This window comes from Enterobacter sp. JMULE2, from assembly GCF_013337145.1.
GTDB lineage: Bacteria > Pseudomonadota > Gammaproteobacteria > Enterobacterales > Enterobacteriaceae > Enterobacter > Enterobacter mori.
Window position 1 is genome coordinate 1,393,571 of the sequence record NZ_SGWD01000010.1, and the last position, 14,950, is coordinate 1,408,520.

A 14,950-nucleotide genomic window follows, 5' to 3' on the forward strand; every position below is an offset into this window, starting at 1 on the left:
TTCAGGATGAGAACGTATAACGATGAAAGGCAGTAACAAATCCCGCTGGGCAATCGCCGCTGGCGTCATTGTGGTGGTCCTTGCCGCCGCCTGGTACTGGCACAGCCAATCCGCTAACGCCCCGGCACCCGCCGGTGCCACGAGCGCGTCGCAGGGCCCAGCCGCCGGAGGCCGTCGCGGTATGCGCGGCGGTGCGCTGGCACCGGTACAGGCGGCAACGGCGGTGAACAAGGCCGTGCCTCGCTATCTTAGCGGCCTCGGGACCATTACCGCCGCCAACACCGTGACGGTGCGCAGCCGCGTCGACGGTCAGCTTCAGGCCATTCACTTCCAGGAAGGGCAGCAGGTCAAGGCGGGTGATTTACTGGCGGAAATCGACCCGAGCCAGTTCAAGGTTGCCCTCGCCCAGGCGCAGGGACAGCTCGCGAAAGACAAAGCCACCCTCGCCAACGCTCGCCGCGATTTAGCGCGCTACCAGCAACTGGTGAAAACCAACCTCGTGTCACGTCAGGAGCTGGACACCCAGCAGTCGCTGGTCAGCGAAACGCAGGGCACCCTCAAAGCCGACGAAGCCGCCGTCGCCAGCGCACAGCTGCAGCTGGACTGGAGCCGCATTACCGCGCCGATTGACGGACGCGTGGGCCTGAAACAGGTCGATATCGGCAACCAGATCTCCAGCGGCGACACCACGGGCATCGTAGTCATCACCCAGACTCACCCTATCGATTTGGTCTTTACCCTGCCGGAAAGCGAAATTGCCACCGTGGTGCAGGCGCAAAAAGCCGGAAAGGGGCTGGTCGTGGAAGCCTGGGACCGCACCAACAAGCAGAAGCTGAGCGAAGGTACTCTGCTCAGCCTGGATAACCAGATCGACACAACGACCGGCACCATCAAGCTGAAGGCGCGCTTTAATAACCAGGACGATGCCCTCTTTCCGAACCAGTTCGTCAATGCGCGAATGCTGGTCGCGACCGAAGAGAACGCGGTGGTGATCCCAACGGCTGCGCTGCAGATGGGTAACGAAGGTAACTTCGTCTGGGTACTGAACAGCGACAATAAAGTCAGTAAACATCTGGTGAAAACCGGGATTCAGGACAGCCAGACGGTGGTGATCGCCGCCGGGCTTTCCGCTGGCGACCGCGTGGTGACAGACGGCATCGACCGCCTGACCGAAGGGGCGAAAGTGGAAGTGGTTGAACCGGCGAAACAGGGAGCGAAAGCCTGATGCAGGTGATGCCACCAGGCTCTACAGGTGGGCCTTCACGCCTGTTTATTTTGCGACCTGTCGCCACCACGCTGTTGATGGTGGCGATCCTGCTGGCCGGGATTATCGGCTACCGCTTCTTGCCCGTGTCGGCGCTGCCGGAGGTGGATTATCCCACCATCCAGGTGGTAACGCTCTATCCGGGTGCGAGCCCGGACGTGGTGACGTCCGCCATTACCGCACCGCTGGAGCGCCAGTTTGGGCAGATGTCTGGCCTGAAGCAGATGTCCTCGCAAAGCTCCGGAGGGGCATCCGTCGTGACGCTGCAGTTCCAGCTGACGCTCTCGCTGGACGTCGCCGAGCAGGAGGTACAGGCCGCCATCAACGCCGCCACCAACCTGCTGCCGTCTGACCTGCCTAACCCGCCGGTCTACAGCAAGGTGAACCCGGCGGATCCGCCGATCATGACGCTCGCCGTCTCCTCCTCCGCCATGCCGATGACGCAGGTGGAAGACATGGTTGAAACACGCGTGGCGCAGAAAATTTCGCAGGTCTCGGGCGTGGGCCTCGTTACGCTGGCAGGCGGCCAGCGCCCGGCCGTTCGCGTGAAGCTGAACGCGCAGGCCATTGCCGCGCTGGGCCTGACCAGCGAAACCATCCGCACCGCCATCAGCAATGCTAACGTCAACTCGGCAAAAGGTTCGCTGGACGGTCCAACCCGTGCCGTGACGCTTTCCGCCAACGACCAGATGCAGTCTGCAGATGAATACCGTCAGCTCATTGTGGCCTACCAGAACGGTGCGCCGATCCGTCTGGGCGACGTGGCGACCGTTGAGCAAGGGGCGGAAAACAGCTGGCTGGGGGCGTGGGCCAACAAGCAGCAGGCGATCGTAATGAACGTGCAGCGCCAGCCTGGCGCGAACATCATTGATACCGCCGACAGCATTCGCACGATGCTGCCGCAGCTGATCGAAAGCCTGCCGAAATCGGTCAGCGTGAAGGTCCTTTCCGACCGCACCACCAACATTCGCGCGTCGGTTACCGACACCCAGTTTGAGCTAATGCTGGCGATTGCGCTGGTCGTCATGATCATCTACCTGTTCCTGCGCAACGTCCCGGCAACCATTATCCCCGCCGTCGCCGTGCCGCTCTCTCTGGTGGGCACCTTCGCGGTGATGGTGTTCCTCGATTTCTCGATCAACAACCTGACGCTGATGGCGCTCACTATTGCCACCGGGTTCGTGGTGGATGACGCCATCGTCGTTATCGAGAACATTTCGCGCTATATCGAAAAAGGTGAGAAGCCCTTAGCCGCCGCGCTGAAGGGCGCGGGCGAAATCGGCTTTACCATCATCTCGCTGACCTTCTCGCTGATTGCGGTGCTGATCCCGCTGCTGTTTATGGGCGATATCGTCGGACGTCTGTTCCGCGAGTTTGCCGTGACGCTGGCGGTCGCCATTTTGATCTCCGCCGTGGTGTCGCTGACCCTGACGCCGATGATGTGCGCCCGCATGCTGAGCCACGCGTCCCTGCGCAAACAAAACCGCTTCTCGCGCGCCTCCGAGCGCATGTTCGAGCGGATTATTGCCGCCTACGGTCGCGTGCTGGCGAAAGTGCTGAACCACCCGTGGGCAACGCTCGGCGTGGCGCTGGGTACCCTGGCGCTCAGCGTAATGCTGTGGATTTTCATTCCGAAAGGCTTCTTCCCGATCCAGGACAACGGCATTATTCAGGGCACGCTTCAGGCCCCGCAGTCGGTCTCGTTCGCCAGTATGGCGCAGCGCCAGCAGCAGGTCTCTGAAATCATTATGAAGGACCCGGCGGTGGAGAGCCTGACCGCCTACGTGGGGGTGGATGGTACCAATCCGTCGCTCAACAGCGCGCGCCTGCAGATCAACCTTAAGCCGCTGGATGACCGCGACGACCGCGTTAACGCCGTCATTGAGCGTCTGCAAAACGCCGTCGCGCGGGTGCCGGGCATTGCGCTTTACCTGCAGCCCATTCAGGATTTAACCATTGATACCCAGGTCAGCCGCACGCAGTATCAGTTCACGCTACAGGCGACCACGCTGGATGCCCTCAGCACCTGGGTGCCGCAGCTGGTGGAAAAACTGAAAGCGCTGCCGCAGCTCTCCGACGTCAGCAGCGACTGGCAGGATAAAGGGCTCGCGGCGTACGTGAACGTCAACCGCGACACCGCCAGCCGTCTGGGCATTACCATGGCGGACGTGGACAACGCGCTCTATAACGCCTTTGGTCAGCGCCTGATTTCCACCATCTACACCCAGGCTAACCAGTATCGCGTGGTGCTGGAGCACAACACGGATAACACGCCGGGCCTCGCCGCCCTTGACTCGGTGCGCCTGACCAGTAAAGACGGCGGGATCGTACCGTTAAGCGCCATTGCCAGCGTAGAGGAACGCTATACCCCGCTGTCGATCAACCACCTGGATCAGTTCCCGTCCACCACCATTTCGTTTAACGTGCCGGACGGATATTCGCTGGGCGAAGCGGTAGAGTCCATTCTGAGCGCCGAAAAAGAACTCAGCTTCCCGTCCGATATTCAGACCCAGTTCCAGGGGAGCACGCTGGCGTTCCAGGCCGCGCTGGGTAACACCGTCTGGCTGATTGTCGCCGCGGTGGTCGCGATGTACATCGTGCTCGGCGTGCTTTATGAGAGCTTTATCCACCCGATCACCATCCTCTCTACCCTGCCGACCGCAGGCGTCGGGGCGCTGCTGGCGCTGATGCTGGCGGGCAGCGAGCTGGACGTCATTGCCATCATCGGCATTATCCTGCTTATCGGTATTGTGAAGAAAAACGCCATCATGATGATCGACTTCGCCCTGGCCGCCGAGCGCGAGCAGGGGATGTCGCCACGCGATGCCATCTTCCAGGCCTGTCTGCTGCGTTTTCGTCCGATCCTGATGACGACCCTCGCCGCCCTGCTGGGCGCGCTGCCGCTGATGCTCAGCACCGGCGTCGGTGCTGAACTGCGCCGCCCGCTGGGGATCGGCATGGTTGGCGGTCTGCTGGTCAGCCAGGTACTGACGCTCTTTACCACGCCAGTGATCTACCTGCTGTTTGACCGCCTGGCGCTGTGGGCGAAAAGCCGCTTCCCGAAACGTGAAGAGGAGGCGTAAGTGAAGTTTTTCGCCCTCTTCATTTACCGCCCGGTGGCGACGATTTTACTTTCCGTCGCCATCACCCTGTGCGGCGTGCTCGGCTTCCGGCTGCTGCCGGTGGCCCCGCTGCCGCAGGTGGATTTCCCGGTGATCATGGTCAGCGCCTCGCTGCCCGGCGCGTCGCCGGAAACCATGGCCTCGTCGGTCGCCACGCCGCTGGAGCGTTCGCTCGGGCGCATTGCAGGGGTCAACGAGATGACCTCCAGCAGCTCGCTGGGCAGCACGCGCATTATTCTGGAATTCAGCTTCGACCGGGATATTAACGGTGCCGCCCGCGACGTGCAGGCGGCGATCAACGCCGCGCAAAGCCTGCTCCCGAGCGGCATGCCGAGCCGACCGACCTATCGTAAAGCCAACCCGTCCGACGCGCCGATCATGATCCTGACGCTCACCTCGGACACCTACTCGCAGGGTCAACTGTACGACTTCGCCTCTACGCAACTGGCGCAGACCATCGCCCAGATTGACGGCGTGGGTGACGTTGACGTCGGCGGCAGCTCCCTGCCCGCCGTGCGCGTGGGGCTGAACCCGCAGGCGCTGTTTAATCAGGGCGTGTCGCTGGACGACGTGCGTTCCGCCATCAGCAATGCCAACGTGCGCAAACCGCAGGGGGCGATTGAGGACGGCAGCCACCGCTGGCAGCTCCAGACCAATGACGAGCTGAAAACCGCCGCGGAATACCAGCCGCTGATTATTCACTACAACAACGGCGCGGCGGTGCGCTTAAGCGACGTTGCCAGCGTCACCGATTCGGTGCAGGACGTGCGTAACGCCGGGATGACCAACGCCAAACCGGCGATCCTGCTGATGATCCGCAAGCTGCCGGAAGCCAACATCATCCAGACGGTCAACAGCATCCGCGAGCGCTTGCCGGAGCTGCAGGAGACCATTCCGGCGGCCATCGATCTGCAGATTGCACAGGATCGCTCCCCGACCATTCGCGCCTCGCTTGAAGAGGTGGAGCAGACGCTGATCATCTCCGTGGCGCTGGTGATCCTGGTGGTGTTCCTGTTCCTGCGCTCAGGCCGTGCGACGCTGATCCCGGCGGTGGCGGTGCCGGTCTCGCTGATTGGCACCTTTGCCGCCATGTACCTGTGCGGCTTTAGCCTTAACAACCTGTCGCTGATGGCACTGACGATTGCCACCGGCTTCGTGGTGGATGACGCCATCGTGGTGCTGGAGAATATCTCCCGCCATCTGGAAGCGGGCGTGAAGCCGCTGCAGGCGGCGCTGCAAGGGACGCGCGAGGTTGGTTTTACCGTGCTCTCCATGAGCCTGTCGCTGGTGGCGGTGTTCCTGCCGCTGCTGCTGATGGGCGGGCTGCCGGGCAGATTACTGCGCGAGTTTGCCGTCACGCTCTCCGTGGCGATAGGTATCTCGCTGGTTATCTCGCTCACGCTCACGCCGATGATGTGCGGCTGGATGCTCAAGCGCAGCAAGCCCCACACCCAGCCGCGCCGTAAAGGCTTTAGTCGTGTCCTGATGGCGATGCAGGAAGGCTACGGTACATCGCTGAAGTGGGTGCTAAACCATACGCGGCTGGTCGGGCTGGTGCTTATCGCCACCATTGGCCTGAACGTCTGGATGTATATCACCATCCCGAAAACCTTCTTCCCGGAGCAGGATACCGGCGTGCTGATGGGCGGTATTCAGGCCGACCAGAGCATTTCGTTCCAGGCGATGCGCGGCAAGCTACAGGACTTTATGAAGATCATTCGTGAAGACCCGGCGGTAGATAACGTCACCGGCTTTACCGGCGGGTCGCGCGTCAACAGCGGGATGATGTTTATTACCCTCAAGCCCCGCGACGAGCGAAATCTTACCGCGCAGCAGGTGATTGACCGCCTGCGCGTGAAACTCGCCAAAGAGCCGGGCGCGAACCTGTTTTTGATGGCCGTTCAGGATATACGCGTCGGCGGTCGTCAGGCCAACGCCAGCTATCAGTACACCCTGCTCTCGGATGATTTAGCCGCCCTGCGCGAGTGGGAGCCGAAGATCCGCAAAGCGCTGGCCGCCCTGCCGGAACTGGCGGACGTGAACTCGGATCAGCAGGACAACGGCGCGGAGATGGCGCTCACCTACGACCGCGAAACCATGTCGCGGCTGGGCATTGACGTGGCAGCGGCTAATAGCCTGCTGAACAACGCTTTTGGTCAGCGCGAGATTTCTACCATCTATCAGCCGATGAACCAGTACAAGGTGGTGATGGAGGTTGACCCGCGCTACACCCAGGACATCAGCGCGCTGGACAAGATGTTTGTCATCAACAGCGACGGCAAGGCCATCCCGCTGTCGTACTTCGCCAGCTGGCAGCCGTCGAATGCGCCGCTGTCGGTTAACCATCAGGGCCTTTCGGCGGCCTCGACCATTTCGTTTAACCTGCCAACCGGCTCGTCGCTCTCAGAGGCCAGCGATGCCATCAACCGCGCCATGACGCAGCTTGGCGTGCCGTCCACCGTGCGCGGCAGCTTTGCCGGCACGGCGCAGGTGTTCCAGGAGACGATGAACTCGCAGGTGATTTTGATTCTGGCGGCGATTGCTACGGTTTATATTGTGCTGGGCGTTCTGTATGAGAGCTACGTTCACCCGCTGACCATTCTCTCGACGCTACCGTCGGCGGGCGTGGGGGCACTGCTGGCGCTGGAGCTGTTCGGTGCCCCGTTCAGCCTCATCGCGCTCATCGGGATCATGCTGTTAATCGGCATTGTGAAGAAAAACGCCATTATGATGGTCGACTTCGCGCTGGACGCCCAGCGCAACGGCAACCTGTCGCCGGAAGAGGCGATCTTCCAGGCCTGTCTGCTGCGCTTCCGCCCGATCATGATGACCACCCTGGCGGCGCTGTTTGGCGCGCTGCCGCTGGTGATTTCGGGCGGCGACGGCTCTGAGCTGCGCCAGCCGCTGGGGATCACCATTGTCGGCGGGCTGGTAATGAGCCAGCTGCTGACGCTGTACACCACGCCGGTGGTCTATCTGTTCTTTGACCGCCTGCGGCTGCGCTTTTCACGTAAAAAGAGAACCACGGTGACCGAGTAAATGACCGACCTCCCCAATAACGTTCGCTGGCAGCTGTGGATAGTCGCGTTCGGCTTCTTTATGCAGTCGCTCGATACGACCATCGTTAATACGGCCCTCCCCTCAATGGCGAAAAGCCTGGGAGAGAGCCCGCTGCACATGCATATGGTGATTGTCTCCTACGTGCTGACGGTAGCGGTCATGCTGCCTGCCAGCGGCTGGCTGGCGGACAAAGTGGGCGTGCGCAATATCTTTTTTACCGCCATCGTGCTGTTTACCACCGGATCGCTGTTTTGTGCCCAGGCCAACACCCTCGACCAGCTGGTGATGGCGCGCGTGCTGCAGGGCGTTGGCGGGGCGATGATGGTGCCCGTCGGGCGGCTAACGGTGATGAAGATTGTGCCGCGCGAGCAGTATATGGCGGCGATGACCTTTGTGACGTTACCCGGTCAGGTGGGGCCGCTACTGGGTCCGGCGCTGGGCGGGATTCTGGTGGAGTACGCCTCCTGGCACTGGATTTTCTTAATCAACCTGCCGGTTGGCATCATCGGCGCCATCGCCACCCTGACGCTGATGCCGAACTACAAAATGCAGACGCGGCGCTTTGATTTCTTCGGCTTTATCCTGCTGGCGGCGGGCATGGCCACGCTCACGCTGGCGCTCGACGGGCAAAAGGGGCTGGGCATTTCGTCCCTGACGCTGGGGATGCTGGTCGTTATCGGCATCACCGCCATTCTGTGGTATCTGTGGCACGCTCGCGAGAATGACAAGGCGCTGTTCAGCCTGAATCTGTTTAAAAACCCCACCTACCGCCTTGGCCTGTTCGGCAGCTTCGCCGGGCGTATTGGCAGCGGGATGCTGCCGTTTATGACGCCCGTGTTTCTGCAAATTGGCATGGGTTTTTCGCCGTTCCACGCGGGCCTGATGATGATCCCGATGGTGCTCGGCAGCATGGGGATGAAGCGCATCGTGGTGCAGGTGGTGAACCGCTTTGGCTACCGCCACGTGCTGGTCGCTGCCACGCTGGGGCTGGCGCTGGTAAGCCTGCTGTTTATGGCCGTGGCGCTGATGGGCTGGTATTACGTCCTGCCGCTGGTGCTGTTTTGCCAGGGGATCATCAACTCCATGCGCTTCTCGTCGATGAACACCCTGACGCTGAAAGATCTGCCGGACGAGCTGGCGAGCAGCGGCAACAGCCTGCTGTCGATGGTCATGCAGCTCTCCATGAGCGTCGGCGTGACCATTGCGGGCTTGCTGCTCGGCATGTACGGGCAGCACCATCTCAGCGTGGACACGCCCGTTGCGCATCAGGTCTTTTATATACTTATCTCAGCATGGCGGTGATTATCGCCCTGCCCGCCGTCATCTTCGCCAGAGTCCCGAATGACACCACAAAGAACGTCGTGATCCGACGCGGCAAAAGGAGTGCACCATGAAATTCTGGCGTCCGGGTATTACCGGCAAACTCTTTGTGGCGATTTTTGCCACCTGTATCGTCCTGCTGATCACCATGCACTGGGCGGTGCGGGTCAGCTTTGAGCGCGGGTTTATTGACTACATCAAGCACGGCAACGAACAGCGCCTGCAGGGGTTAAGCGATGCGCTGGGTGAGCAGTATACGCAGCACGGCAACTGGCGGTTTCTGCGCAATAATGACCGATTTATCTTCCAGATCCTGCGCTCGCTGGAGCACGATAATGACGACGACCGCCCGGGCCCAGGTATGCCGCCACACGGCTGGCGCACCCAGTTTTGGGTGATAGACCAGGACATGCGCACGCTGGTTGGGCCGCGCGCACCGATACCGCCGGACGGCACGCGGCGCGCCATCACGGCTAACGGCGCCACGGTGGGCTGGGTGATCGCCTCGCCGGTTGAACGCCTGACGCGCAATACCGATATTAACTTTGACCGCCAGCAGCGTCAGACCAGCTGGCTGATTGTCGCCCTGTCGACGCTGCTCGCCGCGCTCGCCACCTTCCCGCTGGCGCGCGGCCTGCTGGCACCGGTGAAACGGCTGGTGGAAGGCACGCACAGGCTGGCCGCCGGGGACTTTACCACCCGCGTCGACACCCGCAGCCAGGACGAACTGGGCAAGCTGGCGCAGGACTTTAACCAGCTCGCCAGCACGCTGGAGAAGAACCAGCAGATGCGCCGCGACTTTATGGCCGATATTTCCCACGAGCTGCGCACCCCGCTGGCGGTGCTGCGCGGCGAGCTGGAGGCGATTCAGGACGGCGTGCGTCAGTTTACGCCCGAATCCGTGGCCTCGCTGCAGGCGGAAGTGGGTACGCTGACCAAGCTGGTGGACGACCTGCATCAGCTCTCCATGTCCGACGAAGGCGCGCTCGCCTACCAGAAAGCACCGGTCGACGTGATTAACATTCTGGAAGTGATCAGCGGCGCCTTCCGCGAGCGCTTTGCCAGCCGCAACCTGAAAATCGACCTCTCCCTGCCGGACAGCGCGGTGGTGTTTGGCGATAAAGACAGGCTGATGCAGCTGTTCAACAACCTGCTGGAAAACAGCCTGCGCTACACCGACAGCGGCGGCGGGCTGCATATTTCCGGCAGGCAGGAAAACGGACGCTTCGCCCTCACCTTCGCGGATTCCGCCCCCGGCGTGCAGGATGCACAGCTGGAGAGACTGTTTGAGCGGTTTTATCGCACTGAAGGATCGCGTAACCGCGCCAGCGGCGGCTCCGGGCTGGGGCTGGCGATTTGCGTCAACATCGTCGAAGCCCACAACGGCACCCTCCGCGCCGCCCATTCGCCTTTTGGCGGGGTTAGCATTACAGTAGAGTTACCTCTGGAACGGGATTTATCGAGAGAAGCATGACCGAGTTACCGATTGACGAAAACACGCCACGCATTTTGATTGTGGAAGACGAGCCTAAGCTTGGGCAGTTACTGATCGACTATTTACGCGCGGCCAGCTACGCCCCGTCGCTGATTAACCATGGCGATCGGGTGTTGCCCTACCTACGCCAGACGCCGCCGGACCTGATCCTGCTTGACCTGATGCTGCCGGGTACTGACGGCCTGACCCTGTGCCGCGAAATTCGTCGTTTCTCCGACGTGCCCATCGTGATGGTGACCGCCAAAATAGAAGAAATCGACCGCCTGCTGGGACTTGAAATAGGCGCGGACGATTATATCTGCAAACCCTACAGCCCGCGTGAAGTGGTCGCCCGCGTGAAAACCATTCTGCGCCGCTGCAGGCCGCAGCGCGAGCTTCAGGTGCTCGACGCCGAAAGCCCGCTGATTGTCGACGAAAGCCGCTTCCAGGCGAGCTGGCGCAGCAAGCTGCTGGACCTGACGCCTGCGGAGTTCCGCCTGCTGAAAACTCTCTCCCACGAGCCGGGTAAAGTGTTCTCCCGCGAACAGCTGCTGAACCACCTGTATGACGACTACCGCGTCGTGACCGACCGCACCATCGACAGCCATATTAAAAACCTGCGCCGCAAGCTGGAGGCGCTGGATGCCGACCAGTCGTTCATTCGCGCGGTGTATGGCGTGGGGTATCGCTGGGAAGCGGATGCCTGCAGGATTGTGTAACATATCCCCTCTGAAACCCGCCTCTGGCGGGTTTTTCTTTTCTGGAATCAATCCATGAATCAACCATACTCTTTTTACCGGTTCGCTTATTTATAACTGGTGCTGATAATTTTACCTTCGATAAAGGAGTACCTATGTCTGGTTGGTTCGAATTAAGTAAAAGCAGTGATGGTCAGTTCAGGTTTGTGCTGAAAGCTGGCAACGGTGAGATCATTCTTACCAGCGAGCTTTATACCAGCAAAAGTGCGGCTGAAAACGGCATTGCTTCCGTACGCACAAACAGCCCCCTGGACGAGCGCTTTGATAAGAAAACGGCCTCGAACGGGAAGTTCCATTTCAATCTAAAGGCGGGCAACCATCAGGTGATTGGCAGCAGCCAGCTTTATGCAACGGAACAATCGCGTGATAAGGGCATAGCCTCGGTCAAAACCAACGGGTCTGCCCAGACGGTAAAAGACAACACCTGACGGCACGAAGCACGCCGGGAGCGCGGTGACGCGACCCGGCGCTTTACCTCCCTGCCCCACAGCGCTACAATGCCCGCCCTTAAAGTGGGGGATCTCCCCTTACCGCTGCACCAGATGCACGCGGATCTGACCTGTCATCAGAACGAGAACAATCATGTTTAAACCGGAACTCCTTTCCCCGGCGGGAACGCTGCAAAATATGCGTTACGCTTTCGCCTATGGTGCCGATGCGGTGTACGCGGGCCAGCCGCGCTACTCGCTGCGCGTGCGCAACAACGAATTTAACCACGAGAACCTGCAGCTCGGCATCAACGAAGCGCATGCCCTGGGCAAAAAATTCTACGTGGTGGTGAACATCGCGCCGCACAACGCCAAGCTGAAAACGTTCATCCGCGATCTAAAGCCGGTCGTGGAGATGGGGCCGGACGCGCTGATCATGTCGGACCCGGGTTTAATCATGCTGGTTCGGGAGCACTTCCCGGAGATGGATATTCACCTCTCCGTGCAGGCCAACGCCGTCAACTGGGCGACGGTGAAGTTCTGGAAGCAGATGGGGCTAACCCGCGTCATTCTGTCTCGCGAGCTTTCCCTCGAAGAGATCGAAGAGATCCGCACCCAGGTGCCGGATATGGAAGTCGAGATTTTCGTCCACGGTGCGCTGTGCATGGCCTACTCCGGCCGCTGCCTGCTGTCTGGCTATATCAACAAGCGCGACCCGAACCAGGGCACCTGCACCAACGCCTGCCGCTGGGAATATAACGTCCAGGAAGGCAAAGAGGATGACATCGGCAACATCGTGCACAAGCACGAGCCGATCCCGGTGACCAACGTTGAGCCAACGCTGGGCGTCGGCGCGCCAACCGACAGTGTGTTTATGATTGAAGAAGCCAAGCGTCCGGGCGAGTACATGACCGCCTTTGAAGACGAACACGGCACCTACATCATGAACTCCAAAGACCTGCGCGCCATCGCGCACGTCGAGCGTCTGACCCAGATGGGCGTGCACTCCCTGAAAATCGAAGGCCGCACCAAGTCCTACTACTACTGCGCACGTACCGCCCAGGTGTACCGCAAGGCTATCGACGATGCCGCTGCCGGTAAACCCTTCGATACCACCCTGCTGGAGACGCTGGAAGGTCTGGCGCATCGCGGCTACACCGAAGGCTTCCTGCGTCGTCATACCCACGATGATTATCAGAACTACGAGCACGGCTACTCCATTTCTGAGCGCCAGCAGTTTGTCGGCGATTTCACCGGCGAGCGCAAAGGCGCGCTGGCGGCCGTGGCGGTGAAAAACAAATTCACTAAAGGCGACAGCCTGGAGCTCATGACCCCGCAGGGCAACATGAACTTCCGTCTGGAGCATTTGGAAAACAAAAAGGGTGAAGCGATTGACGTCGCACCGGGCGACGGACACGTCGTCTGGCTGCCGGTTCCTGAAGAGGTCGAGCTGGAGTTCGCACTGCTGATGCGCAATTTCGAGGGTGAAAACACCCGAAATCCGCACAGCAAATAGTCAATCAGCGGGATTTTTTCACATCGGGATAATTCTTAGAATCGGATCACATACCGCTTCGTTCAATACGGGTATTATCCCCAGCGCTGAAAAACATAACCCATAAATGCTAGCTGTACCAGGAACCACCTCCTTAGCCCGCGTAATCTCCCTTACGTGGGCTTATTTTTTTCCTTTCATCCTGTTCTTACCCGCTTTTTTCCTCTCTGCTATACACTCTAACTAACGCTAAAAAAGGGAGCAGCGCGGATGGCAACCTATCCAGACAGTTTATTGATTCTCAACGGCAAAAGTGCGGGCAACGATGTGCTTCGCCAGGCTATTACCGAATTACGGGAAGACGGTGCGCGCATTCACGTGCGGGTGACGTTTGAAAAAGGCGACGCGGCACGGTACATCGATGAAGGCATCCGGCTGGGCGTCAAAACCATTATTTCCGGCGGCGGAGATGGCACCATCAATGAGATCGCCTCCGCGCTTATCGACCTGTCGACGACAGACCGCCCGGTGATGGGGATTTTGCCGCTTGGCACGGCTAATGATTTTGCCACCAGTGCCGGGATCCCAGAAGACTTCGGGAAAGCGCTACAGCTGGCAATTCTGGGTAAAGCGACCGCCGTAGACATTGCGCAGGTGAATGATAAAACCTGCTTTATCAATATGGCGACGGGCGGCTTTGGTACGCGCATTACCAGCGAAACGCCGGAAAAGCTAAAGGCGGCGCTGGGCGGCGTGTCATACCTGATCCACGGCCTGATGCGCATGGACACGCTGAAGCCCGACCGCTGTGAAATCCACGGTGAGAACTTCCACTGGCAGGGCGACGCGCTGGTGATTGGCATCGGCAACGGACGTCAGGCGGGCGGCGGACAACAGCTTTGCCCGGAAGCGTTGATCAACGACGGTCAGCTCCAGCTGCGTATTTTCACCGGCGACGGACTGCTGCCCGCGCTGTTCACCACGCTGACGCAGCCAGAGGAAAGCCCAAACATTATTGCCGGGAAATCCGCATGGTTTGAGGTGATCGCCCCACACGGTATGACGTTTAATCTTGATGGTGAACCGCTCAGCGGAGAGCGATTCCGCATTGAGGTTTTACCGGGCGCGCTGCAGTGCCGGTTACCGCCGGATTGTCCGCTTTTGCGCTGATGGTTTGCCGGGTGGCGGCTACGCCTTACCCGGCCTACAGTACCGAGCGCGTAGCCGCCACCCGGCTAAAAACCGCACAACCCTAATACACCGCCACCTCTCGCGCCATTTCGCGTGAATACTGCTGGCTGGCATTGACCAGCATCCGCGTATAGTCGGTTTTGGCCTGTCCGGCCACCAGCGCGTCGACGGTCAGGCTTTCGAGGATTTTGCCGTACTGCATCACCGCCACCTTCTGGCACAGGTGGGCAATCACGCCCAGATCGTGCGTCACCATCAGGTAGGTCAAATTTGACTCACGCTGAAGCTCCGCCAGCAGGTTGAGGATTTCCGCCTGCACGGAGACGTCCAGCGCCGAGGTCGGCTCATCCAGCAGCAGCACCTGCGGCTCAAGAATCAGCGCTCTGGCAATCGCCACGCGCTGGCGCTGGCCGCCGGAAAGTTGGTGCGGATAACGGTCGCGAAACGCCCGGTTTAGCCCCACCTTATCCAGCAACGTATGAATACGTCTGTCGCGGTCTTTTATGCCGTGGATCTGCAGCGGCTCCTCCAGAATATCCCCGATAGTGTGGCGCGGATGCAGCGAGCCGTACGGGTCCTGAAACACCATCTGCACCTGACGGCACCGTTCCCGGCTGATGCGCTTTTCCAACGGCCTGCCGCCAATCGCCAGCTCACCGTCCCAGTGGGTAAACAGCCCGGCCAGACATTTGAGCACCGTGGTTTTGCCCGAACCGGACTCCCCCACCAGGCCATAAATCTCGCCCTCTTTCACGCTGATATTCACATCGTCCAGTACCTGATTGCGCTTCTCGCCTTGGCCGAACGCCAGGTTGAGGTGGTTAATCTCGATCATCTC

9 protein-coding genes and 1 pseudogene are annotated in these 14,950 nt (G+C 60.2%); 9 read left to right on the plus strand and 1 reads right to left on the minus strand.

All coding sequences use genetic code 11. The annotated features are described in order from the left end of the window. Positions 1–22: 22 nt before the first annotated feature. The 9 genes and pseudogenes from EXW94_RS07450 to yegS all read left to right on the plus strand — a co-directional run bounded on the left by EXW94_RS07450 (position 23) and on the right by yegS (position 14,091). Positions 23–1,225, plus strand: coding sequence for an MdtA/MuxA family multidrug efflux RND transporter periplasmic adaptor subunit (locus tag EXW94_RS07450; RefSeq protein ID WP_174339816.1), 1,203 nt, complete (start codon positions 23–25; stop codon positions 1,223–1,225). Next, positions 1,225–4,347, plus strand: a complete 3,123-nt coding sequence (locus EXW94_RS07455; RefSeq protein ID WP_174339817.1) for an MdtB/MuxB family multidrug efflux RND transporter permease subunit — start codon at positions 1,225–1,227, stop codon at positions 4,345–4,347. The genes EXW94_RS07450 and EXW94_RS07455 overlap by 1 nt, the downstream gene beginning before the upstream one ends. After that, positions 4,348–7,425 (plus strand): multidrug efflux RND transporter permease subunit MdtC, encoded by a 3,078-nt coding sequence (gene mdtC, locus EXW94_RS07460; RefSeq protein ID WP_174339818.1) that lies wholly within the window; start codon positions 4,348–4,350, stop codon positions 7,423–7,425. Then, positions 7,426–8,840: pseudogene (locus tag EXW94_RS07465) on the plus strand (MFS transporter). It begins immediately after the preceding gene. Next, on the plus strand, positions 8,837–10,240 hold the full coding sequence (gene baeS, locus EXW94_RS07470; protein ID WP_089599856.1) for a two-component system sensor histidine kinase BaeS: 1,404 nt from the start codon (positions 8,837–8,839) through the stop codon (positions 10,238–10,240). Before EXW94_RS07465 ends, baeS begins: the two are co-directional and overlap by 4 nt. Further along, positions 10,237–10,959 carry a two-component system response regulator BaeR gene (gene baeR / locus EXW94_RS07475; protein WP_174339819.1) on the plus strand — a complete coding sequence of 241 codons (723 nt, stop codon included), beginning with the start codon at positions 10,237–10,239 and terminating at the stop codon, positions 10,957–10,959. The genes baeS and baeR overlap by 4 nt, the downstream gene beginning before the upstream one ends. Positions 10,960–11,093: 134 nt before the next feature. Continuing rightward, on the plus strand, positions 11,094–11,426 hold the full coding sequence (locus tag EXW94_RS07480; protein WP_010433711.1) for a YegP family protein: 333 nt from the start codon (positions 11,094–11,096) through the stop codon (positions 11,424–11,426). A gap of 154 nt (positions 11,427–11,580) precedes the next feature. Then, the gene (gene yegQ, locus EXW94_RS07485; RefSeq protein ID WP_174339820.1) at positions 11,581–12,942 is read left to right on the plus strand and encodes a tRNA 5-hydroxyuridine modification protein YegQ; all 1,362 of its coding nucleotides are present in this window, start codon (positions 11,581–11,583) and stop codon (positions 12,940–12,942) included. Between the two features lie 249 nt (positions 12,943–13,191). Continuing rightward, entirely contained in the window at positions 13,192–14,091 is a 900-nt protein-coding gene (gene yegS, locus EXW94_RS07490) for a lipid kinase YegS (protein WP_174339821.1), read from the plus strand. Positions 14,092–14,173: 82 nt separating this feature from the next. On the opposite strand, the gene EXW94_RS07495 is transcribed toward yegS, so the two are convergent. Continuing rightward, positions 14,174–14,947 (minus strand): ABC transporter ATP-binding protein, encoded by a 774-nt coding sequence (locus tag EXW94_RS07495; protein ID WP_174339822.1) that lies wholly within the window; start codon positions 14,945–14,947, stop codon positions 14,174–14,176. Positions 14,948–14,950 lie beyond the last annotated feature (3 nt).

Excerpts from the sequence above, each read along its gene's own strand:
- EXW94_RS07450 (WP_174339816.1), top strand. The coding sequence starts at position 23 with ATGAAAGGCAGTAACAAATCCCGCTGGGCAATCGCCGCTGGCGTCATT.
- EXW94_RS07455 (WP_174339817.1), top strand. The coding sequence starts at position 1,225 with ATGCAGGTGATGCCACCAGGCTCTACAGGTGGGCCTTCACGCCTGTTT.
- baeS (WP_089599856.1), top strand. The coding sequence starts at position 8,837 with ATGAAATTCTGGCGTCCGGGTATTACCGGCAAACTCTTTGTGGCGATT.
- baeR (WP_174339819.1), top strand. The coding sequence starts at position 10,237 with ATGACCGAGTTACCGATTGACGAAAACACGCCACGCATTTTGATTGTG.
- EXW94_RS07480 (WP_010433711.1), top strand. The coding sequence starts at position 11,094 with ATGTCTGGTTGGTTCGAATTAAGTAAAAGCAGTGATGGTCAGTTCAGG.
- yegQ (WP_174339820.1), top strand. The coding sequence starts at position 11,581 with ATGTTTAAACCGGAACTCCTTTCCCCGGCGGGAACGCTGCAAAATATG.
- yegS (WP_174339821.1), top strand. The coding sequence starts at position 13,192 with ATGGCAACCTATCCAGACAGTTTATTGATTCTCAACGGCAAAAGTGCG.
- EXW94_RS07495 (WP_174339822.1), bottom strand. The coding sequence starts at position 14,947 with ATGATCGAGATTAACCACCTCAACCTGGCGTTCGGCCAAGGCGAGAAG.